Consider the following 26264-nt stretch of genomic DNA (forward strand, 5'->3'; position numbering starts at 1 on the left):
GGAACTGCGATGATGACCGATCCCGTTTCGTATCCCGCCGCCACCCCCCGCTTCGGCTTCCCCTTGCTGTTTCCCGGGCAGATTCAGAAGGAAGCGTTCGTGAATGCCGCGCTCACGCGCGCGGACATGCTGCTGCATCCGGTCGTGGAGGGGGAGAGCGCCGAACCACCCGCGGGAGTCGCCGAAGGGCAATGCTGGCTTATATCCACCGGCGCGCTGGGCGATTTTGCGGGGCATGACGGGCAGATCGCGTGCAAGCAGTCGGGCGCCTGGCTTTTCGCCGCCCCGTCGGACGGAATGACGATGCATGATCGCTCGACCGGCCAGACGGTGACGTACATCGGCGGCTGGCAACGACCCGCTACCCCGGCACTCCCGACCGGTGGGAGCGTCGTCGACGTCGAGGCGCGCGCAGCGATCGAAACTGTTGTATTCGCGCTACAGCAGGCCGGATTCTTCGCGCAAAACTGATTCCGGGAACCGAAGCGGGAACCCGGGATGGACGGGCTCGTTAGGGCCGCACAAGGAGGGCTTTCCTGCAAGATTTTTAGGTGTTGCGCGGCAAAACGATGTTTCTGTGCAACAGTTTTGGTCGAAAGCCTGCTTGCCTCTGTAATGAGGAAAAGTTAGAAATCGGGCCGCTCGATGGCTCTAAATTCGCTAAAAAGGGGAATTATATAATGCGGAATCTCGTCATTGGCTTGGCGATGGCCTCTACGGCTATTGCGTCGCCTGCTCTCGCCCGCGACGGTGCGTGGTACGTCGAACTCGACGGCGGCCCGATGATCGTCGAAGATCTCGACTTCGACATCAGCAACGTCTCGAACGCCGCCACGCTCGACAGCAAGACCGGTTACGACTTCGGTGGCCTCGTCGGCTACGACTTCGGCTTCATCCGCCTCGAAGCGGAAGGCAGCTACCGTGCGGCCGACGCCAGCGCGCTGATCGTCAACAACGGCGGCCTGATCTCGGGCAACAACGGTGCGCTCACGCTCCCCGCCGCGCAGTACGCCCTCGACGGCGACTCCAGCGTCCTGAGCTTCATGGTCAACGCCCTCGCCGACTTCGGCGACGACGACGGCATCCAGGGCTTCGTCGGCACCGGTGTCGGCGTCGCCCGCACCAAGCTGAACGGCTTCAGCGCCGTCACCAGCGGCCCGGGCTTCGTCGACGATTCGGACAGCGGCTTCGCCTGGCAGGCGCTGGCTGGCGTTCGCGCTCCGCTCACCGACACGATCGACGTCGGCCTGAAGTATCGCTACTTCAACACCGAACAGCTGAACTTCGTCGGCTCGAACGGCCGCTCGGTCCAGACCGAGTGGAAGTCGCACTCGCTGCTCGGCACCATCGGCTTCAACTTCGGTGGCGCGCCTGCTCCGCTGCAGACCTGCTGGGACGGCACGCAGCTTCCGATGGACGCCGTTTGCCCGGCCCGCCCGGTCGCTCCGCCGCCGCCGCCGCCGGTCGCTCCGGCTCCGCAGCCGGTCGCCTGCAACACCGGCCCGTACATCGTGTTCTTCGAATGGGACCGTTCGGACATCACTCCGGAAGCCGCAACGATTCTCAACAGCGCCGTATCGGCCTACGCCAACTGCGGCAGCGCCGCGGTCATGCTGGCCGGCCACGCGGACCGCTCGGGTTCGAGCCAGTACAACGTCGGCCTGTCGCAGCGTCGTGCCGATGCGGTGCGTTCGTACATGACCGCCCGCGGCGTGGCGGACACCCGCATCTCGACGGAAGCGTTCGGCGAATCGCAGCCGCGCGTTCCGACTGCGGACGGCGTTCGCGAACTCCAGAACCGCCGGGTGGAAATCACCTACGGTCCGGGTTCGGGCATGTAATTTCGACGTCAGTCGAAAAACGGATTGGGGGCTGGAGAAATCCGGCCCCTTTTTCGTTGGTAGATCGAACCTATCCAAAACGGAGATCTGCCATGTCCCCTCGCCTTCCCACTTCCGCCGCCTTGCTGGCCTTCGCCCTGGCCGGGTGCACCACGATGGCGGACTTGCCCGACCGGCGCATCGGATCGGCAACCATTTCGCTCCCGAACGGCCAGCCGGTCGGAACGGCGCAGTTCGCTCAGGTCGGCAACACAGCCACGGTCGCGGTCGCGCTTACGGGCATCGCGCCCGGTACGCACGGTATTCACCTGCATACGACGGGGGCCTGCGCTGCACCCGACTTCACGTCGGCCGCCGGGCATCTCAACCCACTTGATCGGAAGCACGGTTCGGCCGCGCCCGGCGGCAAGCACGAAGGCGACCTGCCCAACATCGTGATCGGTTCCGGCGGCAGCGGCACGCTCACCGCCGACCTGATGGGCACCCCCGATCAGGTTCGCAGCTGGCTATTCGATGCCGATGGCACCGCGATCGTCGTCCACGCTGCACCGGACGATTATGTGACCGACCCCTCCGGCAATTCGGGCGCGCGGATCGCGTGCGGGGTCGTCAAGCCGGCGTAAGGCTGTCCTCGCCCGCGTCCTTGGCGCGGGCGACCATGGTCGCCATCGCACGGGGCACCAGTCTGATAGCTGCGATCAGGCAAGCGAGCCCAAACGGTATCGCCCACATGATCGAGCGCACGCCGAGCGAGATGCCCTGTCCTTGCTCGGCAGCGCCTTGATACCCCGCCGAAATCCATCCGGCGAGAAACGGGCCGAGCGCGAGCCCGTAAAGAGTTGTCGCAAGGAAGAATGTGGCCGTGGCAACCCCGCGCATGCGGGGCAGCACGAGCGACTGGCTGGTCGCGGCCGCCGCGCCGAGAGCGCTGGCGGCCAGCAGATTTCCGAGCGCCGCGAAGATGTAGAAGACCGGCTGACTATCGGTCGTGAAGGTGATCCAGTAGACCGGCACCGGCGTCAGCAAACCGAAGATAATGACGTAAATCCGGCCGGCCGGCGTACGTTCGAACAGCCAGTCGGCGATGCGCCCACCCAGGATGACGCCGAGGAAACCGGCGACCGCCGCCGGCGCGCCGAGCAGGAAGCCGATCTCTGCGGCATCGATGTCGAAACGTCGCTCTCCGTATGGCGCCGAGAAGAACGAACCGGCGTAGGACACGAAGGACACCGTGCCATAACCCAGGATCGTCGCGAGGAAGGCCGGCGACCCCCACGTGAGGCGAAAGGTCGGCTTGTCGCGCGACCAGAGCGCGCTCGCCCAGCTGAACACGGCGTAGTAACCGATGCCGAGAAGCGTCCACTGGTCGGACACCGCCGGAATGATCATGCCCGGCCCAGCATACACGAAGTGATTCATGAGCAGCGCGAGCCCGGCAAAGAAAGCCGCACCGCCGAGATTGAGCGCCAGCGCCGCCGGCCCGCGGCGCAGGGCACCTAGGACGGTGAGCGGGGGAATGATCTGCAGTAATTCGTCGAAGAACCCGCGAAATGGCTTCGGGTCCTCCGGCGTCGGCATGCCGTCGATCGCACCGCGGACCGGCTCGCGCAGAGTGAGAACCCACGCTGCCAGGAACAGCCCCGGAAGCCCCACCGCCACGAACGCGGCCTGCCAGCCGACGAGGCCGAACGGCCCGCCGCCGGGATAGGCCTCGTTCCATCCATCCTTGATCAGTCCGCCGATCAGCAGAGATATGCCCCCTCCGAAATATAGGCCCGACGAATAGATCGCGAGCGCGGTGGCGCGCAGGCGGGCGGGAAACCAGTCGGAGATGAGGGAATAGGCCGACGGGCTCGCGGTCGCCTCGCCGATGCCCACGCCGATCCGCGCCCCGGTGAGCATTGCGCCGTTCTTCGCGAAACCCGACACGGCAGTCATGACCGACCACAGCGACAGGCCGATACTCATGAGACGCACGCGCTTCCAGCTGTCTGCCAGTTTGCCCAGCGGGATGCCGAACAGCGCGTAGAAGATCGCAAACGCCGTCCCGTAGAGGAAACCGAGGTACGCATCGTCGACACCGAGATCGGCCTTGATGTCGTTGGCGAGGATCGAAAGGATCTGCCGGTCGATGAAGTTGAGCACGTAGACCAGCACGAGCACGAAGAGCGCATACCAGCTGTAGGCGGGAACCTTCGCGTCGGCCGCCGGCAAGACAGCGTCGGCAGCGTCGTTCGCTTCGCTCAAATTCCCTCTCCCATGGTCCCCGCCGGTCATCCGCCGGCGTATGGCACCCTATCCTGCAACCCGGCCTCCGCGAAGCCCTTTCGGCGCAAGCGGCAGCTGTCGCATTCGCCGCAGGCTTTGCCATCCGGCGCCGGGTCGTAGCAGGACCAACTCCAGCCCGTATCGAGGCCCAGCCGCGCGGCCTCGCGCGCGATGTCGGCCTTGGTCATGTGCTGGAGCGGCGCGTGTATCGCGAACGGCGCCCCCTCCACACCCGCCTTCGTGCCAAGGCGCGCGGTTTCGGCAAAGCTTGCGATGAATTCGGGCCGGCAGTCGGGGTAACCCGAATAATCGAGCGCATTGACGCCGATGAAGATGTCGCGCGCGCCCGCGCTCTCCGCAAAAGCCGTGGTCAGCGCCAGAAACACGAGATTGCGCGCGGGCACGTAGGTGACGGGAATATCGTCCCCCACACCGTCCTTGGGCACGGCGATATCGTCCGTCAGGGCCGAACCGCCGAATTGCCGCAAGTCCAGAGGAAGTTCGACGTGCCGGTGGGCGCCCAGCTCGCGGGCGATCGTCCGCGCCGATTCCAGTTCGCGCCTGTGGCGCTGGCCGTAGTCGATCGTGAGGGCGTTGAGGACGAAGCCGCGCTCGCGGGCGATGGCGGCGGACACCATGGAATCGAGCCCGCCCGACAGCAGGACCACCGCGATGGGAGATTGGGACGTCATTGCCGCCGCGCTAGGACCAAGCCGCCCGTCCGGCAACCGCGGACCGTGCGCAAGCGATCAGCGGCAGGGACCGATCTTGCGCGCTTCGGCGGAAAATTCGAACGGCGTCCCGCCCGCAATTCCCTGGCTATCGACCTGCACGAGCGACTTCGTTTCGCGGCGGATGCTGGTGCGCCCGTAGCCGTTTCCCCGGCAGGTGTACTGGACGGTGACCGAACCGGGGGCGTCCTCCACGACGAAACGGTTGCAGCCCGATGCGCCATGCTTGATCTGCAGCAGTTCCCGCCCGGTGCGAACGCAGATACGGCTAGCCGGTGCGCCGTCGCGATAGCGGAGTTCCCACTGCCCCTTGTCGAGGCCGGACAGCATGGTGAGGGCGGGACCCTGCGCCGCCGCGGGCGCGATCAGTCCGGCGAGAAAGAGACCGCCAACCGCACCGATCAGGCGCAGCCCGGTCCGGGTCTTCGATAGCATCGTTTGAACTCCGAACGTGCTCTCCCGCGACCATGTCCGGCGGCACGACTAGCACAAAATCGCTTCGCCTTTAATCGGTTCCTCGTCCGGTTTCCGGTTCGAAATCGTCCCTGATCGGGAATTTGCGCGAGCAGAACGCGCAATCGACGAGGATTATTCCTTCGTCGTCGCGCATCGCCGCGCGCTCTTCGGCCGGAAAGCGAGACAGGACCGACGCATAGTGCTCGACGGAACAGCGACAGCCGCGCGAGGCGGTGGCACCCGGCTGAACACGAACCTCGTCCTCCTCGTGGAAGAGGCGCCAGACGACCCCCTCCAGCGACAGGTCGGGATCGAGAAGTTCGTCGTGCCGGACGCTGCCCGCCAACACCGCAACGTGTTCCCATTCGGGATGGTCCATGCGCACATGGAGCCGTTCCCGCCCCTCCTCGCTTTCGGCGAGATGCTGGACCAGCATGCCCGCGGCGACGGTGCCCGCGCCTCCCGAGCGAACCGCCACACGGATGAGGGTCGGCACCTGTTCGGATTGTTCGAAATAGCTTTCGCACGCCTGTGCGAGCGATTCGCCTTCCAGAGGCACGATGCCTTGGTAACGGCCGCCCTCGCCCTGGGGCAGGTCGAACGTCACAGCGAGATAGCCCTTGCCGAACAGCGCGAATAGCGACGGATTGGCGCCCAATGCCGCCAGCCGTTCGCGGTCGAAATCGACATAACCGCGCAGTTCCCCCGCCCGCCAGTCGCACACGAGCAACCGCACCACGCCGCCTTCGGTCTGCGCCTGCATGGTCAGCTGGCCTTCGTCATCCTTCAGCAGACCGCCCAGCAGCGCGGTCAGCACCAGCGCTTCGGCGAGAAGGTGCGTGATCGCCGGTGGATAGGCGTGGGCCGAAAGGATTTCGTCGAGCACGCGGTCCAGCCGCACGGCACGCCCCCGCGCGTGGTGCGAAGGGATCGAAAAGGCGAGAAGCTGGCCGGCGAATGTCTCCGCCTGTTCGGGTGTGTCGGTCATCGCCGCCCGATATGGGCGCTGTCGCTCAAGTCACAACAGGCCGAAGCACCACAGCAGGATCGACTTCTGTGCGCGGATCCGGTTTTCCGCCTCGTCGAACACCACCGACCGGTCGCTTTCGAACACGTCCTCGGTCACTTCCTCCCCTACATGCGCGGGAAGACAGTGGAGGAAACGCGCATCGGGCTTCGCCAGCGCCATCAGCTTCGCATCCACCTGGTAAGGCGCCATCGCCGCCAGCTTGTCTTGCGCGTGGACCTGCCCCATCGAGACCCAGGTATCGGTCACCACGATGTCGGCCCCGGACGCCGCCTCCGCCGCGTCACGAGTGACGGTCACGGTCGAGCCGCCCTTACGCGCCAGTTCGACGAATTCGTCATGGGGGTCGTAGCCTTCGGGCCCCCCGATCCGGACGTTGAACCCCAGCAGCCCCGCCGCCTCGAGGATCGAATGCAGCACGTTGTTGCCGTCGCCCAGCCAGGCAAGTTCCAGCCCGGCGAGCGACTTGCCCTGCTCTTCGATAGTGAGGAGGTCGGCGACGATCTGGCAGGGGTGCGATCGGTCGGTGAGACCGTTGATCACCGGCACACAGGCATGCCGTGCCAGGTCCTCGGCCTTGGCGTGATCGTCGGTGCGGATCATGATGCCGTCGACCATGCGGCTCAGCACCCGGGCCGTATCGGCGATGCTTTCGCCCCTGCCGAGTTGCGACGTACCCGAATCGAGGATCAGCGCCGACCCGCCGAGCTGCCGCATCGCGATGTCGAAGCTCACCCGGGTGCGCGTCGAGCTCTTTTCGAAGATCATCGCGAGCACATGTCCCGCTAGGGGGGCGTCGGTATCGGGCTTGCCCTTGGGCCAGCCGGACCGCGCGGCCTTGCGGCGCCGGGCATCGGCCAGCATCGCCTTCAGCGCATCGGGCCCCGCATCGGCGAGATCGAGAAACCGGCGCGGTGCGCTCATGCGGCCTGCGCCTGTTCGAAGTCCGCCGCGCCGGCCGACAGCTTGTCGAAGAATTCGTCGAACTCGGCATCGCCCGCGACCAGCGGCGGCAGGATGCGCAAGGTGTTGTCGCCGGCGGCCACGGTCAACAGGCGGTGATTGTCGCGAAGGTGGACATAGAACGGACGGCTTTCGGTCTTCATCCGGATGCCGAGCATCAGTCCCTTGCCACGGACGCAGTCGAACAGGTCGGGATAGTTGCCGATGAACTGTTCGAGCCGGGCACGCAGCCGCTCGCCCTTGGCGGCGACTTCGGCGAGGAAGGCGTCGTTGCCGACCGCGTCGAGCACCGCCTCGCCCGCCGCCATCGCCAGCGGGTTGCCGCCGTAGGTCGATCCGTGACTGCCCACGACCATGCCGCGCGCGCCCTTCTCCGTCGCGAGACAGGCCCCGAGCGGGAAGCCGCCGCCGATGCCCTTGGCGGTGGCCATGATGTCGGGCTCGATGCCGTAGTGCTCGTATGCATACATCTTGCCGGTGCGCGCGACACCGCACTGCACTTCGTCGAGAACGAGCATCAGGTCGTTATCGTCGGCAAGCTGGCGCAGGCCTTTCATGAACCCGTCCGATGCCGGGCGGATGCCGCCTTCGCCCTGGATCGGTTCGACCAGGAAGCCCGCGGTGTTCCGGCCCATCATTGCCTTCGCGCTCTCGAGGTCGTCGAACTCGGCGTACTTGAACCCGCCGAGCAAGGGCATGAAGCCCTTGTGCATCTTTTCCTGGTTGGACGCGCTGATGGTGGCCATCGTCCGCCCGTGGAAGGCGTTCCGAAACGTGATCAGCTCGTGCTTGTGATCGTCGCCCACGTGCTGGTGATAGGCGCGCGCCGCCTTGATCGCGCACTCGACCGCTTCAGCGCCGGAATTGGTGAAGAACACCGTATCCGCAAATGTCAGGTCGACCAGCCGCTGCGCCAGTCGCTCGCCCTGTGGGCTGCCGTAGAGGTTGCTGACGTGCATCAGCGTGGCGGCCTGGTTCTGGATCGCCCCGATCAGCCCGGGGTGGCTATGGCCGAGCAGGTTGACCGCGATGCCGCTCGCGAAGTCGAGGTAGCGGGTGCCGTCCTCATCGATGAGATGGCAGTTCTCGCCGCGCACGGGGCGCACGCCGCACCGGGGATAGACGGGCATCAGGGGGGTGATCGACATGGGAAACCTCGGGAGTCTGGGAAGGTTAAAAGCAAATGGCGGCTCCCGAAGGAGCCGCCATGCTGGATTGTACGGCTGGTCTGATCTGCCCCGCAATGCCCGGCCGGGCCGGGCGGGGGCTCACCTCATTCGCTGACCGGAACGAGGTTGACTGCCGAATGCTTGCCTCGTCGATCGACCTCGAGGTCGAACTCGTAGCGCTCGCCTTCGTTGAGGGCCGACAGACCAGACCGCTCGACCGCGCTGATATGCACGAATGCATCGGGCTGGCCGTCGTCGCGAACGAGGAAGCCGAAGCCCTTCATCGCGTTGAAGAACTTCACCGTGCCGGTCGCCTTTTCGCCGGTCAGTTCGCGCCGCGGCGGACCACGGTCCGCGCCGCCGAAACCGCCACGATCGCCGCGGTCGCCGCCGCGATCTTCGCGGGGGGCACGTTCCGATACCGGCACCACGTCGCCGACGATCTGGAGATCCTGAGCGGAAATCTTGCCGCCGCGATCGACGAGGTTGAATTCCAGTTCCTGCCCTTCGCCAAGGCCCGAGAGGCCCGCACGTTCGACCGCGGAGATGTGAACGAACACATCCTCGCCGCCGCCTTCCTGGGCGACGAAGCCGAAGCCTTTCTGGCTGTTGAAGAACTTGACGGTGCCCTTGCCGGTGCCGACGACCTGCGGGGGCATCCGGTTGCCGCCGCCGAAGCCGCCGCCACCACCACCGCCGCCGCCGCTGCGGAAACCACCGCCGCCGCCGCCGCCGCCGAAGCCGCCACCGCCGCCGCGGTAGCCACCACCGCCGCCGCCGCCGTAACCGCCGCCGCCACCACCGTAGCCGCCGCGATCACCGCCGCCGAAACCGCCGCGGTCGCCGCCGAAGCCACCGCGATCGCCGCCGCCGCCGAACGGATCGAAGCTGTCTTCACCAAATCCGTCGCGCTTGTCCCTGCCGCCGCGACGCTTCCCTCTGTCGTAACCCATATTCTACTTCGAACCTTCGTTCCGCACGCCGCCCTCAAAAACAAAGCGCGGCGTGCGGGCGGGGCACGCCGGTAGGGGCCGGACGGCTTCCCCGCCATCCGCTCCCCCGAGTCATACCGGGTTCATAGCCCAGAACCTCCCATGTTGCGAACGATTTAAGTCAAGCCCGAAAATGCGGGCGTCAAACGGCTTCGGTTCTTCTTGTCAGCAGCCTGCTTCGGCGGCATTGCGCGGTCCATGGACATCGTTGCCCTCCTGTCGGATCCGGCCGCCTGGCTCGCCCTCCTGACCCTCATCGCGCTCGAGGTCGTCCTCGGCATCGACAACCTCATCTTCATCGCGATCCTGTCGAACAAGCTGCCGCCCGAACAGCAGTCCAAGGCGCGGCGCATCGGCCTCTCGCTGGCGCTCATCATGCGGATCGGCCTCCTCATGCTGATCGGCTGGCTCGTAACGCTGACCCAGCCGCTGTTCGACCTCGGCATAGTGGGAAGCCCCACTCTGTACGGCGAGCCCAGCTTCGAGACCGCATTCTCCGGACGCGACCTGATCCTGCTGGCGGGCGGCCTGTTCCTGTTGTGGAAGGCGACCAAGGAAATCCACCATTCGATGGAGCCCGAGGATCACTCGGGCGACCTGCTCGACAAGACCCCGGGCGTGGCCGAGGCGGCGAAGGCGACCTTCGGCGCCGTCATCGCCCAGATCATCGCCATCGATCTCGTGTTCTCGGTCGATTCGATCCTGACGGCCGTCGGCATGACCGACGAAGTGCCGATCATGGTCGCCGCGGTGGTCATCACCGTGGGCATCATGATGGTCGCCGCCGATCCCTTGGCTAAGTTCATCGAGCGCAATCCGACGCTGGTGATGCTGGCGCTGGCATTCCTCGTGATGATCGGCCTCGTGCTGATCGCCGATGGGTTCGGCTTCCATGTACCCAAGGGCTACATCTATGCCGCGATGGGCTTCTCGGTCGGGGTCGAAATCCTCAACATCGTCCAGCGTCGTCGCCGCGAGGGCAAGAAGGCCATCCCCGAATGAGCGATTTTCGCAAGCTCACCGAGACGGTGTTCGCAAGTCCGCAGATTGCCGTCGCGGACGTGTCGACGGCGCAGGCGATGGGTGTGGCGCTGATCGTCAACAACCGGCCCGACGACGAGGAGCCGGGGCAGCTGACCGGCGCCGCGATCGAAGCCGCGGCGCGCGGGGCCGGGCTCGGCTACGTCGCGATCCCCGTCACCCATGCGGGTTTCTCCATGCCGCAAGTGCAGGCGATGGCCGATGCGCTCGCGGGGGCGGAGGGCCCCGTCCTCGCCTACTGCCGCTCCGGCACCCGCTCGACCCTGTTGTGGGCGCTGGCCGAAGCCATGCGCGGCGCCGATCCCGAAGACCTCGCGCGGGCGGCCGCGCAGGCGGGATACGACCTTACCCCGGTGCGCGCGGCGATGGACGCCTTGGCCGCCGGAGAGCGGTGACCGGCAAGCTCGTCCAGTTCGGCGGCTCGCTGATCGCGATCTTCGCGCTGGCCTGGATCGCGCTGAAGCTCGGCCTCGGCGGCGATGCGCGCATCCGCGACGAAGCGCACCTTCGCGATCTCGTCGACGAAGCCCTGCACGGCTTCGATCCGGTCGACATCGCGATCGGCCGGGACGGTCTCTCCGCGCTGGCTCGCGACGGCGAAGGGCGGATCATCGTGCTGCGCCGGCACGGCAGCCACTTCGCCTCGCGGCTGCTCGACCGCCCTGCCCGCGTCGAAAGGACTGCCGGCACTCTGACCGTCGATACAGGCGACCGGCGGTTCGGCGAAGTCGCTCTCGACCTCGGTACCGATGCCGGGGTTTGGGCCGAGCGGCTGAACGCGGTATAGGGCCGTCATGCCTGACTTCTCGCCCATCGACTATGCCGTGCCCGGCTTCGTCCTGCTGGTGCTGGTCGAGATGCTATGGGCCCGCAAGATGCGGCGCGAGGCGTACGAGCCGCGCGATACTCTCACCAGCCTGGCGTTCGGACTGGGGAGCACGGTGGCCGGCCTGCTGACAGGCGGCCTGTTCCTCGCGCTGTTCCTGTGGACGTGGCAGTTTCGGCTGTTCGACATCGGCTGGGCATGGTGGGCGTGGATCCTGTGCTTCGTGCTCGACGATCTCGCGTACTACTGGATCCACCGCTTCGGGCACCGGGTCCGCTGGTTCTGGGCGAGCCATGTGAACCACCATTCCAGCCAACATTACAACCTCAGCACGGCGCTGCGGCAGACCTGGACCGGGTTCCTGACGCTCGGCTTCGCGTTCAAGCTGCCGCTCGTCCTCCTCGGGTTCCACCCGGTGATGATCGCTGTGTGCGGCGGTTTCAACCTCATCTATCAGTTCTGGATCCATACCGAGGCGATCGGCAAGATGCCGCGCTGGTTCGAGGCGGTGATGAACACGCCGAGCCACCACCGGGTCCACCACGCGACCAACCCGCGCTACCTCGACCGCAATTACGCGGGCGTGTTCATCGTCTGGGACCGATTGTTCGGTACGTTCGAGGAGGAACGCCCCGAGGAAGAGCGCATCCGCTACGGCATCGTGCGCCAGCTCGGCACGTTCAACCTCGTCTGGTCGGTCTTCCACGAATGGGTGGGTATCGCGCGCGACGTGCGCTCGGCGCCGTGGCGGCACAAGCTGGGCTACCTCGTGCGTGAGCCTGGCTGGAGCCACGACGGCAGCCGCGAGACCAGCGGCACCATCCGCGCCCGCTGGGAAGAGCGGCGCAAACGGGTTGCGACAGAAAACCCGATTGCGGACACGGGCGGGCCTGCCTAACCTCCTTTTCAAAAGGAGAGGTTCGTGGACGAATTCGACGTGATCGTGATCGGCGGCGGCAGCGGGGGCAGCGCGGTCGCGGGCCGCCTGGCGGAGGATCCCTCGCGCACCGTCTGCCTGATCGAAACGGGCGGCAGCAACGACACGGTCAGGGTCAAGACCCCCGGCTTCATGCCGTTCATTCCCGGCGCCTCCAACTACCGGTTCGAAACGGTGCCGCAGGCCGGCCTGAAAGGACGCACCGGCTACCAGCCGCGCGGGCGCGGCCTCGGCGGATCGAGCGCGATCAACGCGATGATCTATATTCGCGGCAACCGCTGGGACTACGACAACTGGGCCGCGCTGGGCTGCGATGGATGGGGCTACGACGATGTCCTCCCCTATTTCAAACGCGCCGAGGACAACGAACGCGGCGGCGATGCTTGGCACGGCGCGGACGGTCCGCTCCACGTCAGCGACCAGCGCTGGACCAACCCCGGCAGCCGCGCCTTTGTGGAGGCCGCCGCATCGCTGCAGCTCCCGGTGAACGAGGACTTCAACGGCGAAAAGCAGGAGGGCTTCGGCCTGTACCAGGTCACCCAGTACAAGGGCGAACGCTGGTCCGCCGGTCGAGCCTATGTCGAGCCTGCCCGCGGCAAGCCGAACTTCGCGCTGCGCACCAGCACCACGGTGGAAAAACTGGTGATCGAGGACGGCCGGGTGACCGGCGTCCAGGTCATGAGCGGCCGGGGCCGCGAGACCTTGCGCGCGCGCGGCGGCGTCGTCCTGTCGGGCGGCGCTTTCGGCAGCCCGCAGACCCTGATGCTCAGCGGCATCGGCCCGGCCGCGCACCTGAAGGATCACGGCATCGATGTCGTGGCCGACGTGCCGGCGGTCGGCAGCGACCTGCAGGATCATCCGGATTACGTTTCGAGCTGGCAGACGACCAGCAACGACTTCTTCGGCGACAGCATGGCCGGAAACTGGCGCATGGTGAAAGCCATCGTCGAGCATCGACGCACCCGCACGGGCGTAATGACCACGCCGTTCGCCGAGGCCGGCGGGTTCTGGAAAGTCATGCCGGACGCGCCCGCGCCCGACGTGCAGTGGCACTTCGTCCCCGCCATGCTGGAAGATCACGGGCGCACCAAGGTGAAGGGGCACGGGTTCTCGCTGCACGCCTGCGTCCTGCGCCCGGAAAGCCGCGGTACCGTGCGGCTGGCGAGCGGCGACGCGCGGGCGGCCCCCGCGATCGATCCGGCCTTCCTCACCGACGAGCGCGACATGGAAGTTTTGCGGGCCGGAGTGCGCCTGTCGCATCGGATCGTCGAATCGCCGCCGATGTCCGATTACGCGCCGCGCGACCGCTATCCGGTCCACATGTCCGACGACCGGGCGCTCGACGATCTGATCCGCAGCCGGGCGGACACCGTCTATCACCCCGTCGGCACCTGCCGGATGGGCGGCGATGCGGACAGCGTGGTCGACCCCACGCTCAAGGCCCGCGCCGTCGACGGCCTGTGGATCGCCGACGCCAGCGTGATGCCGCGGCTCGTGAGCGGCAACACCAACGCCCCGAGCATCATGATTGGCGAGCGCTGCGCCGAATTCGTGAAGGCCGCACTGGCTGCTTAGCTTGAAGGACCGGGCCAAGGCGCTGAAACGCGAGGCGCTGACACTGTGGGTCGCCGCACGCGATCCGCGCACGCCGCTTGCTGCCAAGATGCTGGCGGGAGCGGTCGCGGCCTATGCGTTCAGCCCGGTCGACCTCATCCCGGATTTCATCCCGGTGCTCGGGCTGCTCGACGACTTGCTGATCGTCCCGCTCGGAGTGTGGGCCGTCCTGAAGCTCATTCCCCCGCCGCTCGTCGCGGCCTACTGCGCCGAGGCTGCCGCGCTGGCCGAGCGTCCCACATCCCGCACGGCCGCCGTGGTCGTCGTCGCGGTTTGGGCCATCGCGCTTGCCGGTGCCGCCTGGCTGATCACGCGCTGACAAGAAAAAGGGACCGGAAGCGCGGTGGCTTCCGGTCCGTTCGAGTCGGTGTTCGCAGGAGGAACATCGGTTGGCGAAGCCGGGGATAGGAGAGGAGACCCCGGCTCCGCCAATTTCGGTAATTTCTAGTTGTAGGCGCGCTCTCCGTGCTCGCCGATGTCGAGGCCGTCATACTCGACCTCGTTAGACACCCGGAGGCCGGTGAGCATCTTGACGGCGAAGGCGGTGACGGCGGTGCCGATGCCGGCCCACACGACGGCGACGGCCACCGCGATGATCTGGGTCACGACCTGCGCCCCCATCGCGGTCGAGCCATCGCCCGGCCCGCCGAACACCGGCTGGTAGACGATGCCGGTGCCGATCGCGCCGACGATACCCGCGACGCCATGGATGCCGAACACGTCGAGCGCATCGTCGTAGCCCAGCTTCGCCTTCATCTTGGCGACCGCGAAGTAGGCGACGATCGAAGCGATGATGCCCAGCACGATCGCACCGAACGGTCCGCTGTTGCCGGCTGCCGGCGTCACTGCGACGAGGCCGGCGATGAGGCCCGAGGCAAAGCCCAGCGCCGAGCCTTTGTGGCCGGCAAAGCGCTCCATCAGCATCCAGGCCAGCGCACCCGCCGCCGTGGCGACGAAGGTGTTGATCATGGCGAGGCCCGCGCTGCCGTCCGCCTCCAGCGCGGATCCGGCGTTGAAGCCGAACCAGCCCACCCACAGCAGGCCCGCGCCCACCAGCGTCAGCGTGAGGCTGTGCGGCGGCATCGGTTCGGCGGGATAGCCCTTGCGCTTGCCGAGGAAGGTCGCGAGCACCAGCGCCGAGACGCCGGCATTGATGTGCACCACGGTGCCGCCGGCGAAATCGAGCGCGCCCATGTCGAACAACAGGCCGCCGCCCGCCCAGACCATGTGGGCGATGGGAAAGTAGACAATCGTCAGCCAGATCGCCGTGAACAGCATCGCGGCCGAGAACTTCAATCGCTCCACCGTCGCGCCGAGGACCAGCCCCGCAGTGATCGCGGCAAAGGTCATCTGGAAGCTGATGAAGACGTATTCGCTTATTACCTCGTCGGAAAAGGTGGCGGCGGTACTGTCGGGCGTGACCCCGGCGAGGAAGAACTTGCCCCAGCTGATGAACTGGTTGCCTTCCGGTCCGAACGCGAGGCCGTAGCCGTAGATCACCCAGATCAGCATCGCGAGACAGGCGGCGGCACCGACCTGGGTCATCGTGCTGAGCATGTTCTTCGACCGGGTCAGGCCGCCGTAGAACAGCGCGAGCCCGGGCAGGATCATGAGGAGGACCAGCAGCGTGGATGTCATCATCCAGGCATTGTTGCCGGGATTGGCCACCGCGGCGGTGGCCGTCTCGACCGTGGCCGCGGCGATCGGCGAACCGGCGTCGGTGGCTGCGGTGGTCGCGGTTGCCCCGGCCTCCTGCGCGAAAGCGGCGGTCGCGGCGAGCAACGAGCCCCCCGTCACGAGCGCGGCGGTCAGTGTCTTGCGAATCATCTGTCTTGTCCCCTCGAAGATCAGAGCGCGGTGTCGCCGGTCTCGCCGGTGCGGATGCGGGTCGCCGAAGCGAGGTCGAGCACGAAAATCTTGCCGTCGCCGATCGCTTCTGTCCGGGCGACCGACTGGATGGTTTCGACCACCTGCGGCGCCACGGCGTCGGACGCCGCGATCTCCAGCTTCACCTTCGGCAGCATGTTGGTGGAGTATTCAGCCCCGCGGTAGATCTCGGTCTGGCCCTTCTGGCGGCCGAATCCCTTGACCTCGGTCACGGTCATGCCGGCTATTCCGATGCCCGACAACGCCTCGCGCACTTCGTCGAGTTTGAACGGTTTGATCACGGCGATGATGAATTTCATCGAACCCCCCAGGTTTGCCCACCGAGTTCCACCGGTATCGTTCGCAGACGCAGCAAGTCGCGTGCCAGACTGAGACGGTGGTTCGATTTCAGTGGCTTGAAGGATTGCAGCCCGCTCGCGGGGCGCTGACCACGTATACGGATGCCCAATTTCAGGGCATGTGCCGCAATTCAGGGCAGTTCGAGCTTCGCCCAGACCGGCAGATGATCGGAAGCCTGGTTGGCAAGCGCGCTGTGGTGAACGCCGGTGCCGTGCACCGTCCACTCTGGCGAGACGACGATGCGATCCAGCTGCGCCACCGGTTGCCGGCTGGGGAAACTGCGGCCCGGCGCGAGCGACTGCCAGCCGCCCGCGGCGAATTCGCGCATCGCGCCGGTGCCCACGCCCCACTGGTTGAAGTCGCCGAGCAGAACCGACGGGCAGCCGTGTTCGCAATCATCGACGTGGCGCAGGATCGCGCGGACCTGGTCGCGGCGGCGAAGTCCGGACAGGTCGAGATGCATCCCAAGTGCGCGGACCCGTTTCCCTTCGACCGAGAAATCGCCCCGCACCGCGCCGCGCGGCTCCAGCGTGGGGATCGTGACCGGATGCGCCTCGATATGCTCGAATCCGCGCCGCACCAGCAGCGCATTGCCGTGCCACCCCATGCTCGACGGCCGGCGTGCCACCGCCATCGCGCGCCACGGGCTGTCGTCGAGCATGGCGCGCTCGATCACGCTCGCGCGTGTGCCGAAGCGCCGGTCGCATTCCTGCAACGCGACGACATCGGCATCGAGCTCGTGGAGGACCGCGAGGATGCGCATGGGGTCGCGCTTGCCGTCGGTGCCGACGGCCTTGTGGATGTTGTAGCTGGCGAAAGTAAGCTGCACGTACGGGTCCGAACGCCCGTCAGCGCTCTGCGGTCCCGGGAAGTTCGCCGGAGATGTACCGATCGGTCGCCCGCACGGGCAAGCCGTCGATGCTGGCTATTTGCGTGGCCGCCAGCGCCTCCCACTGCGCAGGGTTCGCCTGCGCGTGCGCCTTGACCAGCGTTGCGCGGTCCTTTTCGTACTCCATCAGGGGCACCCCCCAGCCGCAGCTGGTCTGCACGCTCTCGACCGCGATGTCGAAGATTTGGCGCGTACCGGGCAGCAAGGTGAAATGCGCGGCCAGCCCCTCCCAATCCGGATCCATCGGCAGGACCGGCCGCCCGCGTCCGTAAATCCGCAGGATCAGCGCCGGCTGTTCGAAATTGCAGACCATCAGCGTGATCCGGCCGTCCGCCAGCAGGTGGGCGTTGGTTTCGTTCCCCGATCCGGCGAGGTCGAGATAGGCGACACGCGTAGGCGACAGGACCTTCAGCGAATCGGTGAGGCCCTTGGGGCTGAGATTGATCCGCGCATCGGCCGCGGCGGTGGCGACGAAGAACACCGGCTGCGCCTCGATCATGGCGACGTGCCTGTCGTTCAGCGCTTCCGAAAATTCCGCCATGGTCCCATCAGCCTATCTCGCTGCGCGTGCGGCAGCAACCGTGCGGATCGCGCCCTCGCGATCCGACCGGTCATGTTGGGGGATGATCGACATGATGCGCAGCGGACTTCTTCTCGCGAGCGTCGCGTTGCTAGCCGGTGCGATCACCCGCCCGCGGACGATCTCGGAAGTGAAGGCCTGGCTGACCGCCGAGTAAGCGCGGAGAGCACGGCAGGTGGTGGCGACGGGGGGAACGCCCTAGCGCATCAGCCCGCCGATGAGGTTGCGCACGAAGCGCCCCACGTAAGGTCCGGCCAGATCGGTCGCGATGGAGCCGGCGGCGCTGCTGGCGGCGGTCTTCATCGGGCTGGCGCGCGATTTCTTGCCGAGGATCGCGCCCGCCGCGATCGACGCGCCCGAACCCAGCGCGGCCCCGGTCGCGCGCTTCGCCGCCTTGCCCCAGATCGAGGTATGCTTGCGTTCGCGCTTGCCGACTTCCGCGCGGCTGGTCTCCTCGACCTCTTCGGCAGTGGCCGCCGCATCGGCAGCCTTCTGCGCGATGACTTCCTCGGCGCTCTCGCGGTCGACCGCGGTGTCGTACTTGCCATCCCACGGGCTAACCGACTGGATGATCGCGCGCTCCTTGGCGTCGATCGGGCCGAGCCGGCTGCGCGGCGGCTTGATCTTCGTGCGCTGGACGACCGACGGCGCGCCGTCCTCCATCAGCGTGGACACGAGCGCCTCGCCCGTCTTCAGTTCGGTGATGGTCTGCTCGATGTCGAGACCGGGGTTCAGGCGGAAGGTCTCCGCCGCAGCCCGGATCGCCTTCTGATCGCGCGCGGTGAAGGCGCGCAGGGCATGCTGCACCCGGTTGCCGAGTTGCCCGGCGACCTTCTCGGGAATGTCGATCGGGTTCTGCGTGACGAAGTAGACGCCCACCCCCTTCGAACGGATCAGGCGGACGACCTGTTCGACCTTGTCCATCAGGGCATCGGGAGCCTCGTCGAACAGGAGATGCGCCTCGTCGAAGAAGAACACGAGCTTCGGCTTGTCGGGGTCGCCTACCTCGGGCAGCACCTCGAACAATTCGGCGAGCAGCCAGAGCAGGAACGTGGCGTAGAGCTTGGGACTGCGCATCAGCTTTTCGGCGGCGAGCACGTTGATCATTCCGCGCCCCTTCTCGTCGACCCGGATGAAATCGGCTATTTCCAACGCGGGTTCGCCGAAGAACATGTCCGCCCCTTGCGCCTCGAAACTGAGGAGCTGGCGTTGGATCACTCCGATCGTCTGGCGCGAGACGTTGCCGTACTTCGCGGTCAGTTCCTTCGCGTGTTCGGCGGTGTAGGCCAGCATCGCCTGCAGGTCGCCGAGATCGAGCAGCAACAGTCCCTGTTCGTCGGCGAAACGGAAGACGACGTTGAGGACGCCTTCCTGCGTCTCGTTCAGTTCCAGCAGGCGGGCCAGGAGCAGCGGCCCCATTTCCGAAATCGTCGTGCGAACGGGATGCCCCTGTTCGCCGAACAGGTCCCAGAACACCGTCGGATTGTCGCTATAGCCGTAGTCGTCCATCCCGAGCTCGACCGCACGCTGTTCGAGCGCGGCGGCGTGCTTGAACGAGGGGGAGCCGGGCATCGCGATGCCGCTGAGGTCGCCCTTCACGTCGGCGAGGAACACCGGCACGCCCGCGGCGGAGAAGCTTTCCGCGAGCCCCTGCAACGTCACCGTCTTGCCGGTGCCGGTCGCCCCCGCGACGAGGCCGTGGCGATTGGCGCGGCCGAGTTCGAGGTACTGCTTCTCGCCGCTCTCGGCGAGGCCGATGAAAATCTGGCCCACGTGTCGCATACTCCCGCTGCGTCGCTCCCCGCATCTAGTGGGCAGGGCGCCGCAGGCGGTCAAGCGCCCTCGACAGCGAAGCGCGAGGCGCTAAGGCGGTTCGCATGGCCGGGCGCGCCCCTCTCGTACTGCTCGACGACGCGCGCGGCGGCGGCGCGGCGGACGCACACCTGTTCGAGAATCCCCGCCAGACCTTCGTTGCCCACCGCGCCGCCGACGTGGCAGCGGTGCTCGGCGCCGCCGATGCCGCCCGCCGCGAAGGCGGTACGCTGGCGGGCTTCCTCGCTTACGAGGCGGGCCTCGCTCTCGAACCCAGGCTGGCGGAACGCGCCGACGCGCGAACCGGCGCGGCGGGACCGCTCGTATGGCTGGGCCTGTTCGACGATCCGCGCACCATCGCGGCAGACGAGGTGGCCGGTTGGCTAGCCGAACGCGCGGGCGGCGCCGCCAGCCTCGGCCCGCTCGTGCCGCAAGTGTCTCCGGGAGCGTACGCCGAAGCATTCGCCGCGCTGCAGGATGCGATCCGGGCGGGCGACATCTACCAGGCGAACCTGACCTTCCCCCTTGCGGGCAGCTACCGGGGCGATCCGCTGGCGCTCTATGCGGCCCTGCGGAACGACGCGAAGAGCGGCTACGGCGGGGTGGTCTTCGACGGACAGCACTGGCTGCTCAGCCTGTCGCCCGAACTGTTCGTGAGCCTGAAGGGACCAGACGCCAAAGCGAAGCCGATGAAGGGCACTCGTCCTCGCGGCGGCGATGCGGCGCAGGATACCGCCCATGCCGAGGAACTCGCCGGGTCCGCCAAGGACAAGGCCGAGAACCTGATGATCGTCGACCTCATGCGCAACGACCTGTCGCGCGTTGCCGAGCCGGGCAGCGTGCGGGTCGAGGCGCCGTTCGCGGTCGAGACCTATCCCACGCTCCACACCATGACGACGACGGTCCGCGCCCGCCTTGCCGCTGGGAAAGGCGCGATGGACCTCGTTCGGGCGCTGTTCCCGTGCGGATCGATCACCGGCGCGCCCAAGATCCGCGCGATGCAGCTGATCGACGCGGTAGAGCGCGATGCGCGAGGGCCCTATTGCGGGGCGATCGGCCGGATCGAACCCAGCGGCGACGCGGCCTTCAACGTCGCCATCCGCACCTTGCGCTTGACCGAGATCGAGAACGCGCACGGGTCCGCCATGCTCGGCGTCGGCGGCGCGATCGTGGCCGACAGCGAACCCGCCGCCGAATGGCGCGAGGCCAACGTCAAGGCGGGGTTCGCCGGGCGCTCGGCCGCCGGGTTCGACCTGATCGAGGCGATGAAGTTCGATCCCGAGACAGGCATCGAGCTTCTCGAATTCCATCTCGAACGCATGAAGGCGAGTGCAGCGGCGCTCGGTTTCGCCTTCGACCGTCATGCCGCGCGCAACCGCATCCAGGCGCTGTGCTTCGATCTGGAGGATCCCGCCAAGGTTCGCCTGTTCCTTGCGCGCAGCGGGGTGACCGCGCTGGAAGCGCAACCTCTGGGCGAGATACCAGCGGCCATGACCGCCATCGCCCTGCCGATACCCGTCGATACCGGCGACCTGCGCCTTGCGCACAAGACGTCCGACCGCTGGTTCTACGACGCAGGAAGCGACGCCGCGCGCGAAACAGGGGCCGATACCGCGCTGTTCGTTCGTGACGACGGGCGCGTCACCGAAGGCATGACTGCAAACCTCTTTGTCGAGAGGGACGGCGTTTTGCTTACCCCGCCGGCCTCCCTCGGTCTCCTGCCGGGCGTGCTGCGGCGCTCGCTGATCGACGGCGGCAAGGCCCGCGAGACCGACCTGACGCTGGACGACCTCGAAGGGGGCTTCCTGCTCGGCAACGCCGTGCGCGGCCTCGTACCGGCAAGGCTGCTACCGTGATCCCGATCCTGTTCGAGGACGGCGAGGCGCTGGTCGTCGACAAGCCCGCGGGCCTGCCGATCGAGCGGCCGCGCGCGGGCGGGCGCTCGCTCGAGGATAATCTCGCCGAACTGCGACTGGGTTTTCAGCGCGATCCGGTCGCGGTTCACAGGCTCGACACCGACACCAGCGGCTGCCTGCTGCTTGCGCGCAATCCGAAAGCGCTCGTCCGGTTCAACCGCGCATTCGAGGAACGCGTCGTCGCCAAGCGCTACATCGGCCTGGTCGCCGGGGATGTCTCAGAAGACGAAGGAACGATCGAACTCTCGCTCAGCAAGATCAGCTCGGCGGAGAAGGGCTGGCGCATGATCCCGGCCAGGAAAGGCAAGCCGGCGGTCACCCACTGGCGCAAGCTGGCGGCGCACGGCGGCTTGACCCTCGTCGAGTTCCGGCCCGAAACCGGACGCACCCACCAAATCCGCGTTCATGCCGCGAGCGCATTCGGGGCGGCGCTGGCCGGCGACCCCGTCTATGGCAGCAAGCGCACGGGCCCGCGCACCATGCTTCACGCGATCGGCCTGGAGGTTCCGCGCGAGGGTAAGCCGCCGATCGTTGCCCATGCTCCGCTGCCCGCCGATTTTGCGGCGATGGGCTTCGCGCATGAATGAAGCGGACGAAACGGTCGCCCGCGCCATGTCGATCGCCGGCGAAAGTTTCATCGCCGCTTCGGGCCCCGGCGGGCAGAACGTCAACAAGGTGGCGACCGCGGTCCAGCTGCGGCTCGACGTGTTCGCGCTGCGCCTGCAGCCCCAGGTCTTCGCACGGCTGAAGACCGCGGCCGGCAGCCGCATGACCGCGGGCGGCGAGATCGTGCTGACCGCACGCCGGTTCCGGACGCAAGAGGCCAACCGCGCCGATGCGCGCGAGCGGCTGGAGGCGCTGCTGCGCGGTGCGTTCGATGCCCCTGCGAAGCGCGCCAAGACCCGCCTCAACCGGATCGGCAAGGAAGCGCGCATCAAGGCCAAGAAAACCCGCGGCGCGGTAAAGGCCAATCGTGGCAAGGTGGAGTGGTGAGCAGGACCCGCGCGGCTTGACTTTCCACCCCGATTCGATCAATGGCCCGCCCCGACGGGCGGTGCGCGTGCGCCGCCCTTGATGTTTTTCGGGCCAGCTGTGGCCTTTCAACGAATCAGGAACTTGCCATGGCGAAGCCCGCAACCGTCAAGATCCGGCTGGTCTCGACCGCCGACACCGGTTTCTTCTACGTGACGAAGAAGAACCCGCGCAACCACACCGAGAAGTTCACCTTCCGCAAGTACGACCCGGTTGCCAAGAAGCACGTCGAATTCAAGGAAGCCAAGATCAAGTGATCTTCCTGAACCGCCGGAACCGGACAGGTTCACAGGTGGTTCAACGCTCCGCACCCAGAACCCGGAGCATGGCTAAGTTGAAAAATCTCCCCAAGATCACCCTGCGCGCCGCGATTGCCGGCGCGCTGGCCGTTGGCGCCCCTGCGGCGCTGTTGACCCTGCCTGCTGCCCCGGCGACCGCCGCGGCCGGCGATCTCGATGCAGCGGTCACCGCGCTGCGCGGCATCTCCACGATGAAGGCCGACTTCACGCAGACCGACCGGAAGGGCCAGACCCTGAGCGGCGTTCTGACGCTGAAGCGCCCCGGCAAGATCCGCTTCGAGTACGGCAAGGGCGCCAACATGCTCGTCGTCTCGAACGGCAAGTCGCTCTATCTCGTCGACTACGAGGTGAACCAGGTCCAGCGCTGGCCGATCGGCAACTCGCCGCTGGGCGCCCTGCTCGATCCCAGCCGCGACGTGAAGAAATACGGCAAGCTGATCCCGTCGGGCAGCGACAACGTCGTCAGTGTCGAGGTGCGCGATTCCAAGCACCCGGAATACGGCGTGATCACGATGATCTTCGTCAAGAACGCCAGTGCGCCGGGCGGCCTGCAGCTCACCAACTGGGTCGCGCTCGACGCGCAGAACGGGCGGACCACGGTTCGCCTGTCGAACCAGCGTTACGGCGTGGCGGTCGCGGACAGCGCGTTCACCTTCAAGGACCCGCGCCGTTCGTCCGGTCGACGCTGACGAACGGCTCGTCCGCCCGCCGTTCGCCGGTTGCGACGGGATGCTTTCAGGCGTTCATGCACCGGCAATCGAAGCGGGCGTAAACCATCTCTCGCAGGACGGTTCGAGGTGGGTTTCCCCCCTGTTGCCCTGACCTCATAAGAGGCCGCCTGCACAAAGCGTGACGAACGCTCAAACGGAACCCTCGCGCCAATGCCCCCGGCGCGGGGGTTTTTTGTTTGCTCGGTTGCGGCAGCGGGCGCCGCTGCCTATCCGCAGGCCATGATCTCCGTCGCCACCTGGAACATCAATTCGGTCCGCCTGCGTATCGCGCAGGTAGAACGGATGCTGGCCGAGCAGGCGCCCGACGTCCTGTGCCTGCAGGAGATCAAGTGCCAGGAGAGCCAGTTTCCGGCGCAGGCGCTGGCCGACATGGGATACGTCCACCAGGCCGTCCATGGGCAGAAGGGTTATCACGGCGTCGCCACCGTTAGCCGCCTGCCGTTCCGCGAACTCCATCGCCACGACTGGCAGGACAACGGCGAGGCGCGGCACGTGGGGATCGAGCTCGATGGATCGGGGCTAGTCGTCGAGAACGTGTACATACCCGCAGGCGGCGATGTGCCCGACCGCGCCGTCAACGCCAAGTTCGGGCAGAAGCTCGACTTCCTCGAACGCATGACGCGCTGGGCTGACGCGCTCGACCGGCCGACCTTGCTGGTCGGCGACTTCAACGTCGCCCCGCTCGACTGCGACGTCTACGATCACAAGGCCCTGCTGAAGGTCGTCAGCCATACGCCGATCGAGGTCGAGGCGCTCGGCCGCCTGACCGATGCGCACGGCTGGGTCGATCTGGGGCGGCAGTTCATCCCCGCGCCTGAGCGGAACTATTCGTGGTGGTCCTATCGCAGCTTCTGGCGGCAGAAGGACCAGGGCCGCCGCCTCGATCACATGTGGGCCAGCCCCGACCTCAAAGCCGCCGCCACCGCGCACCGGATCGTCGAAGAGACGCGGCGTTGGGAGCAGCCGAGCGACCACGTGCCGCTGGTGACGGAGTTCGACCTCTGACCCCCTCCCCCGCCCGCCGCGCCGCGCAGGCGGTCGACGCGCTGCGCCACGGCTGGCCGATCGCGCTGGACGGCGGACCGGTCTTGCTTCCCGCCGAAACCGCCTTCGCGGACGCGGCTCGGTCCCGCCACATGCTCATCGGCGCCGCCCGGGCGGAGACGCTGAAACTCGCCAACCAGCGTGCGGCGGCCGTGCCGGAAGCACCGGTGCTGATGCGGGCGGCCGAACCGTTCGACCTGGCCGCGGCGCGCGCGGTCGCCGACCCCGCGCTCGACCTCGCCAGTCCGCTGAAGGGGCCGTTCAAGGCCGAACCGGTCGACTGGCATGCCGGCGCGGTCGCCGCGCTGGAACTCGCCCGCATCGCCGGCATCCTTCCCGCTTTCCTCATCGATCCGTCGAGTGCGGGCGAGGCAGTGCCGTTCACGCCTGCGGACCTTGCGGCGTTCGCCGATCCGGCGCGTCTCGGCATCGCGGCACGGGCGCGGCTGCCGGTATCGGCGAGCGAGGACTGCGAGATCGTCGCCTTCCGCGCGCCCGACGACCTGCGCGAACACGTCGCGCTGGTGTTCGGGCAGCCGGCGACCGACCGCCCCCCTCTCGTGCGGCTTCATTCCGAATGCCTGACCGGCGACGTGCTCGGCAGTCTCAAGTGCGATTGCGGACCGCAACTCGACGCGGCGCTGTATGCTGTTGCCGAAGAGGCGCGCAGCGGCGGCTGGGGCGTCGTGCTCTACCTGCGGCAGGAAGGCCGGGGGATCGGCCTCGTCAACAAGCTGCGTGCCTACCGGCTACAGGATCTCGGGCTCGACACGATCGACGCCAACCGCCGGCTCGGGCTGCCCGACGAGGCCCGCGATTTTCCCGTCGCCGCGCGGATGCTCGAACTGCTCGGCGCGCGCAGAGTGCGGCTGATGACCAACAATCTCGAAAAAGTCGTCGCGCTGGAGGATGCCGGGGTCCGAGTGATCGAGCGCGTGCCGCACAGCCTCGAAGGCAACCCGCACAACACCCGCTACCTCGCGACCAAGCGCGACCGCGCGGGCCACCTCCTGCCCTAGAGGCGCATGCCGATCGCCTGCCCCATGCGCACCGTGCTGCCGGGGCCGAGGTCGTCCAGCCACTCGATCCGGCCGGGCTCGAACAGCAACACGACCGTGGACCCGAGGTAGAAGCGGCCCATCTCGTCGCCCGCCGCGAAATCACGGCCTTCCGGGATTTCGGCTCCGACGACCTCGCGCCCGTGCGGCTGGACCCGGCCGCCCCAGACCGTGGCGATCCCGGCGACGATCATCGCGCCCACCATCACGCTGGCGAAGCTGCCGAGATCGCCTTCGAACCGGCAGGCGAGACGTTCGTTGCGGGCGAACAGGCGGTCGACACCTTCGGCCGTGACGCCGTTCACCGAGAACAGGTCGCCCGGCACGTAGACCGTCCGTTTCAGCGTGCCGGCGGCGGGCATGTGGACGCGGTGGTAGTCCTTCGGCGAGAGGTAGATCGTCGCGAAGCGCCCGCCCTCGAACCGGGACGCATCCTCCGTATCCCCGCCCAAAAGCTCGGCGACCGTATAGTCGCGCGCCTTGGCCTGTACGATCCGGCCGCCGGCGATCGGGCCGATCTGGCTTACCGCGCCATCGGCGGGGCTCAGCACGAAGCGCTGCGCATCGACCAGCGGGCGTGCGCCGGGCCTGAGCGCGCGGGTGAAGAAGTCGTTGAAGGTTTCGTAGGCGACCAGCGGGCGCTCGGCCTCGGCCATGTCCACATCGTAGGCCGCGGCGAACCGGCGGATCAGGGTATCGCGGACCAGCGGGTTGCGGCTGTCGGCGAACCGTCCCGCTAGTTTCGACAGAGCGTGCTGCGGAACGAGATGCTGGGCGCGGATGAAGAGCTTGCTCATGTGAGCGCGTTGGGC

Annotated in this window: 29 protein-coding genes; 16 read left to right on the forward strand and 13 right to left on the reverse strand. The window is 67.2% G+C overall.

Going from position 1 to position 26264, the window contains the following annotated elements; translation table 11 throughout:
- The first annotated feature begins 12 nt into the window (after window positions 1–12).
- From D4766_RS06335 to D4766_RS06345, 3 genes are all read left to right on the forward strand, one after another.
- Window positions 13–471, forward strand: a complete 459-nt coding sequence (locus tag D4766_RS06335) for a DUF2793 domain-containing protein (protein WP_162935687.1) — start codon at window positions 13–15, stop codon at window positions 469–471.
- A 209-nt stretch (window positions 472–680) separates the two neighbouring features.
- The gene (locus D4766_RS06340; protein WP_120716691.1) at window positions 681–1841 is read left to right on the forward strand and encodes an OmpA family protein; all 1161 of its coding nucleotides are present in this window, start codon (window positions 681–683) and stop codon (window positions 1839–1841) included.
- Between the two features lie 92 nt (window positions 1842–1933).
- Window positions 1934–2464, forward strand: a complete 531-nt coding sequence (locus D4766_RS06345) for a superoxide dismutase family protein (RefSeq protein WP_120716692.1) — start codon at window positions 1934–1936, stop codon at window positions 2462–2464.
- On the opposite strand, the gene D4766_RS06350 is transcribed toward D4766_RS06345, so the two are convergent.
- From D4766_RS06350 to D4766_RS14150, 7 genes are all read right to left on the reverse strand, one after another.
- On the reverse strand, window positions 2451–4118 hold the full coding sequence (locus tag D4766_RS06350; RefSeq protein WP_120716693.1) for an MFS transporter: 1668 nt from the start codon (window positions 4116–4118) through the stop codon (window positions 2451–2453). The two genes, D4766_RS06345 and D4766_RS06350, sit on opposite strands and share 14 nt — an antisense overlap.
- Window positions 4115–4801 carry a 7-cyano-7-deazaguanine synthase QueC gene (gene queC, locus D4766_RS06355; protein ID WP_120716694.1) on the reverse strand — a complete coding sequence of 229 codons (687 nt, stop codon included), beginning with the start codon at window positions 4799–4801 and terminating at the stop codon, window positions 4115–4117. The genes D4766_RS06350 and queC overlap by 4 nt, the downstream gene beginning before the upstream one ends.
- Window positions 4802–4858: 57 nt before the next feature.
- Complete coding sequence (locus D4766_RS06360; RefSeq protein ID WP_234024917.1) at window positions 4859–5275, reverse strand: DUF3617 domain-containing protein; 417 nt, start codon at window positions 5273–5275, stop codon at window positions 4859–4861.
- A 70-nt stretch (window positions 5276–5345) separates the two neighbouring features.
- A complete protein-coding gene (hslO, locus tag D4766_RS06365; protein ID WP_120716695.1) occupies window positions 5346–6284 on the reverse strand; it encodes an Hsp33 family molecular chaperone HslO in 939 nt (312 codons plus the stop codon).
- A 30-nt stretch (window positions 6285–6314) separates the two neighbouring features.
- Window positions 6315–7247: an ornithine carbamoyltransferase gene (gene argF, locus D4766_RS06370; RefSeq protein WP_120716696.1), complete on the reverse strand. Its 933-nt coding sequence runs from the start codon at window positions 7245–7247 to the stop codon at window positions 6315–6317.
- Window positions 7244–8434, reverse strand: a complete 1191-nt coding sequence (locus D4766_RS06375) for an aspartate aminotransferase family protein (RefSeq protein ID WP_120716697.1) — start codon at window positions 8432–8434, stop codon at window positions 7244–7246. The genes argF and D4766_RS06375 overlap by 4 nt, the downstream gene beginning before the upstream one ends.
- Window positions 8435–8559: 125 nt before the next feature.
- A complete protein-coding gene (locus tag D4766_RS14150; RefSeq protein WP_120716698.1) occupies window positions 8560–9408 on the reverse strand; it encodes a cold-shock protein in 849 nt (282 codons plus the stop codon).
- A 237-nt stretch (window positions 9409–9645) separates the two neighbouring features.
- On the opposite strand from D4766_RS14150, the gene D4766_RS06385 reads away from it, so the two are divergent.
- From D4766_RS06385 to D4766_RS06410, 6 genes are read left to right on the forward strand one after another with little or no spacing between them, the layout of a single operon-like run.
- A complete protein-coding gene (locus D4766_RS06385; RefSeq protein ID WP_120716699.1) occupies window positions 9646–10449 on the forward strand; it encodes a TerC family protein in 804 nt (267 codons plus the stop codon).
- Complete coding sequence (locus tag D4766_RS06390; protein WP_120716700.1) at window positions 10446–10883, forward strand: protein tyrosine phosphatase family protein; 438 nt, start codon at window positions 10446–10448, stop codon at window positions 10881–10883. Before D4766_RS06385 ends, D4766_RS06390 begins: the two co-directional genes overlap by 4 nt.
- Window positions 10880–11275, forward strand: a complete 396-nt coding sequence (locus D4766_RS06395) for a hypothetical protein (protein ID WP_120716701.1) — start codon at window positions 10880–10882, stop codon at window positions 11273–11275. The genes D4766_RS06390 and D4766_RS06395 overlap by 4 nt, the downstream gene beginning before the upstream one ends.
- A 7-nt stretch (window positions 11276–11282) precedes the next feature.
- Window positions 11283–12212: a sterol desaturase family protein gene (locus D4766_RS06400; protein ID WP_120716702.1), complete on the forward strand. Its 930-nt coding sequence runs from the start codon at window positions 11283–11285 to the stop codon at window positions 12210–12212.
- 24 nt (window positions 12213–12236) lie between these two features.
- Window positions 12237–13826, forward strand: coding sequence for a GMC family oxidoreductase (locus tag D4766_RS06405; RefSeq protein WP_120716703.1), 1590 nt, complete (start codon window positions 12237–12239; stop codon window positions 13824–13826).
- A gap of 1 nt (window position 13827) precedes the next feature.
- Entirely contained in the window at window positions 13828–14184 is a 357-nt protein-coding gene (locus tag D4766_RS06410) for a YkvA family protein (RefSeq protein WP_234024918.1), read from the forward strand.
- Between the two features lie 125 nt (window positions 14185–14309).
- Here D4766_RS06410 and D4766_RS06415 read toward each other — a convergent pair whose 3' ends face one another.
- The 5 genes from D4766_RS06415 to D4766_RS06435 form a co-directional block, all read right to left on the reverse strand.
- A complete protein-coding gene (locus D4766_RS06415) occupies window positions 14310–15692 on the reverse strand; it encodes an ammonium transporter (RefSeq protein ID WP_120716704.1) in 1383 nt (460 codons plus the stop codon).
- 20 nt (window positions 15693–15712) lie between these two features.
- Complete coding sequence (locus tag D4766_RS06420) at window positions 15713–16051, reverse strand: P-II family nitrogen regulator (RefSeq protein ID WP_120716705.1); 339 nt, start codon at window positions 16049–16051, stop codon at window positions 15713–15715.
- Window positions 16052–16221: 170 nt separating this feature from the next.
- Window positions 16222–16920, reverse strand: a complete 699-nt coding sequence (locus D4766_RS06425; RefSeq protein ID WP_120716706.1) for an endonuclease/exonuclease/phosphatase family protein — start codon at window positions 16918–16920, stop codon at window positions 16222–16224.
- Between the two features lie 19 nt (window positions 16921–16939).
- Entirely contained in the window at window positions 16940–17521 is a 582-nt protein-coding gene (locus D4766_RS06430; RefSeq protein WP_120716707.1) for a pyridoxamine 5'-phosphate oxidase family protein, read from the reverse strand.
- Window positions 17522–17758: 237 nt separating this feature from the next.
- Window positions 17759–19333 (reverse strand): helicase HerA-like domain-containing protein, encoded by a 1575-nt coding sequence (locus tag D4766_RS06435; protein WP_194955798.1) that lies wholly within the window; start codon window positions 19331–19333, stop codon window positions 17759–17761.
- Window positions 19334–19437: 104 nt separating this feature from the next.
- Between D4766_RS06435 and pabB the strand changes: the two genes are divergently transcribed.
- The 7 genes from pabB to ribA all read left to right on the forward strand — a co-directional run bounded on the left by pabB (window position 19438) and on the right by ribA (window position 25413).
- Window positions 19438–21228 carry an aminodeoxychorismate synthase component I gene (gene pabB / locus D4766_RS06440; RefSeq protein ID WP_120716709.1) on the forward strand — a complete coding sequence of 597 codons (1791 nt, stop codon included), beginning with the start codon at window positions 19438–19440 and terminating at the stop codon, window positions 21226–21228.
- Complete coding sequence (locus tag D4766_RS06445) at window positions 21225–21875, forward strand: RluA family pseudouridine synthase (protein WP_120716710.1); 651 nt, start codon at window positions 21225–21227, stop codon at window positions 21873–21875. The genes pabB and D4766_RS06445 overlap by 4 nt, the downstream gene beginning before the upstream one ends.
- Window positions 21868–22281, forward strand: coding sequence for an alternative ribosome rescue aminoacyl-tRNA hydrolase ArfB (gene arfB / locus D4766_RS06450; protein WP_120716711.1), 414 nt, complete (start codon window positions 21868–21870; stop codon window positions 22279–22281). Before D4766_RS06445 ends, arfB begins: the two co-directional genes overlap by 8 nt.
- A 128-nt stretch (window positions 22282–22409) precedes the next feature.
- The gene (gene rpmG, locus D4766_RS06455) at window positions 22410–22577 is read left to right on the forward strand and encodes a 50S ribosomal protein L33 (RefSeq protein WP_057882031.1); all 168 of its coding nucleotides are present in this window, start codon (window positions 22410–22412) and stop codon (window positions 22575–22577) included.
- Between the two features lie 68 nt (window positions 22578–22645).
- A complete protein-coding gene (locus D4766_RS06460; protein ID WP_120716712.1) occupies window positions 22646–23308 on the forward strand; it encodes a LolA family protein in 663 nt (220 codons plus the stop codon).
- A 261-nt stretch (window positions 23309–23569) separates the two neighbouring features.
- The gene (gene xth / locus D4766_RS06465; protein WP_120718099.1) at window positions 23570–24355 is read left to right on the forward strand and encodes an exodeoxyribonuclease III; all 786 of its coding nucleotides are present in this window, start codon (window positions 23570–23572) and stop codon (window positions 24353–24355) included.
- Complete coding sequence (gene ribA / locus D4766_RS06470) at window positions 24304–25413, forward strand: GTP cyclohydrolase II (RefSeq protein ID WP_120716713.1); 1110 nt, start codon at window positions 24304–24306, stop codon at window positions 25411–25413. Before xth ends, ribA begins: the two co-directional genes overlap by 52 nt.
- On the opposite strand, the gene asd is transcribed toward ribA, so the two are convergent.
- Complete coding sequence (asd, locus tag D4766_RS06475) at window positions 25410–26249, reverse strand: archaetidylserine decarboxylase (RefSeq protein ID WP_120716714.1); 840 nt, start codon at window positions 26247–26249, stop codon at window positions 25410–25412. The two genes, ribA and asd, sit on opposite strands and share 4 nt — an antisense overlap.
- Window positions 26250–26264 lie beyond the last annotated feature (15 nt).

Source organism: Tsuneonella amylolytica (genome assembly GCF_003626915.1).
GTDB classification, from domain to species: domain Bacteria; phylum Pseudomonadota; class Alphaproteobacteria; order Sphingomonadales; family Sphingomonadaceae; genus Tsuneonella; species Tsuneonella amylolytica.

Bases quoted from the DNA above. Each gene is read 5' to 3' on its own strand.
- argF (WP_120716696.1), bottom strand. From the start codon at position 7,247: ATGAGCGCACCGCGCCGGTTTCTCGATCTCGCCGATGCGGGGCCCGAT.
- pabB (WP_120716709.1), top strand. From the start codon at position 19,438: ATGGCCGGGCGCGCCCCTCTCGTACTGCTCGACGACGCGCGCGGCGGC.
- D4766_RS14150 (WP_120716698.1), bottom strand. From the start codon at position 9,408: ATGGGTTACGACAGAGGGAAGCGTCGCGGCGGCAGGGACAAGCGCGAC.
- D4766_RS06340 (WP_120716691.1), top strand. From the start codon at position 681: ATGCGGAATCTCGTCATTGGCTTGGCGATGGCCTCTACGGCTATTGCG.
- queC (WP_120716694.1), bottom strand. From the start codon at position 4,801: ATGACGTCCCAATCTCCCATCGCGGTGGTCCTGCTGTCGGGCGGGCTC.
- asd (WP_120716714.1), bottom strand. From the start codon at position 26,249: ATGAGCAAGCTCTTCATCCGCGCCCAGCATCTCGTTCCGCAGCACGCT.
- D4766_RS06400 (WP_120716702.1), top strand. From the start codon at position 11,283: ATGCCTGACTTCTCGCCCATCGACTATGCCGTGCCCGGCTTCGTCCTG.
- xth (WP_120718099.1), top strand. From the start codon at position 23,570: ATGATCTCCGTCGCCACCTGGAACATCAATTCGGTCCGCCTGCGTATC.
- D4766_RS06335 (WP_162935687.1), top strand. From the start codon at position 13: ATGACCGATCCCGTTTCGTATCCCGCCGCCACCCCCCGCTTCGGCTTC.
- D4766_RS06360 (WP_234024917.1), bottom strand. From the start codon at position 5,275: ATGCTATCGAAGACCCGGACCGGGCTGCGCCTGATCGGTGCGGTTGGC.
- D4766_RS06415 (WP_120716704.1), bottom strand. From the start codon at position 15,692: ATGATTCGCAAGACACTGACCGCCGCGCTCGTGACGGGGGGCTCGTTG.
- D4766_RS06350 (WP_120716693.1), bottom strand. From the start codon at position 4,118: ATGACCGGCGGGGACCATGGGAGAGGGAATTTGAGCGAAGCGAACGAC.
- D4766_RS06375 (WP_120716697.1), bottom strand. From the start codon at position 8,434: ATGTCGATCACCCCCCTGATGCCCGTCTATCCCCGGTGCGGCGTGCGC.
- arfB (WP_120716711.1), top strand. From the start codon at position 21,868: ATGAATGAAGCGGACGAAACGGTCGCCCGCGCCATGTCGATCGCCGGC.
- rpmG (WP_057882031.1), top strand. From the start codon at position 22,410: ATGGCGAAGCCCGCAACCGTCAAGATCCGGCTGGTCTCGACCGCCGAC.
- hslO (WP_120716695.1), bottom strand. From the start codon at position 6,284: ATGACCGACACACCCGAACAGGCGGAGACATTCGCCGGCCAGCTTCTC.
- D4766_RS06430 (WP_120716707.1), bottom strand. From the start codon at position 17,521: ATGGCGGAATTTTCGGAAGCGCTGAACGACAGGCACGTCGCCATGATC.
- D4766_RS06390 (WP_120716700.1), top strand. From the start codon at position 10,446: ATGAGCGATTTTCGCAAGCTCACCGAGACGGTGTTCGCAAGTCCGCAG.
- D4766_RS06460 (WP_120716712.1), top strand. From the start codon at position 22,646: ATGGCTAAGTTGAAAAATCTCCCCAAGATCACCCTGCGCGCCGCGATT.
- D4766_RS06345 (WP_120716692.1), top strand. From the start codon at position 1,934: ATGTCCCCTCGCCTTCCCACTTCCGCCGCCTTGCTGGCCTTCGCCCTG.
- D4766_RS06385 (WP_120716699.1), top strand. From the start codon at position 9,646: ATGGACATCGTTGCCCTCCTGTCGGATCCGGCCGCCTGGCTCGCCCTC.
- D4766_RS06420 (WP_120716705.1), bottom strand. From the start codon at position 16,051: ATGAAATTCATCATCGCCGTGATCAAACCGTTCAAACTCGACGAAGTG.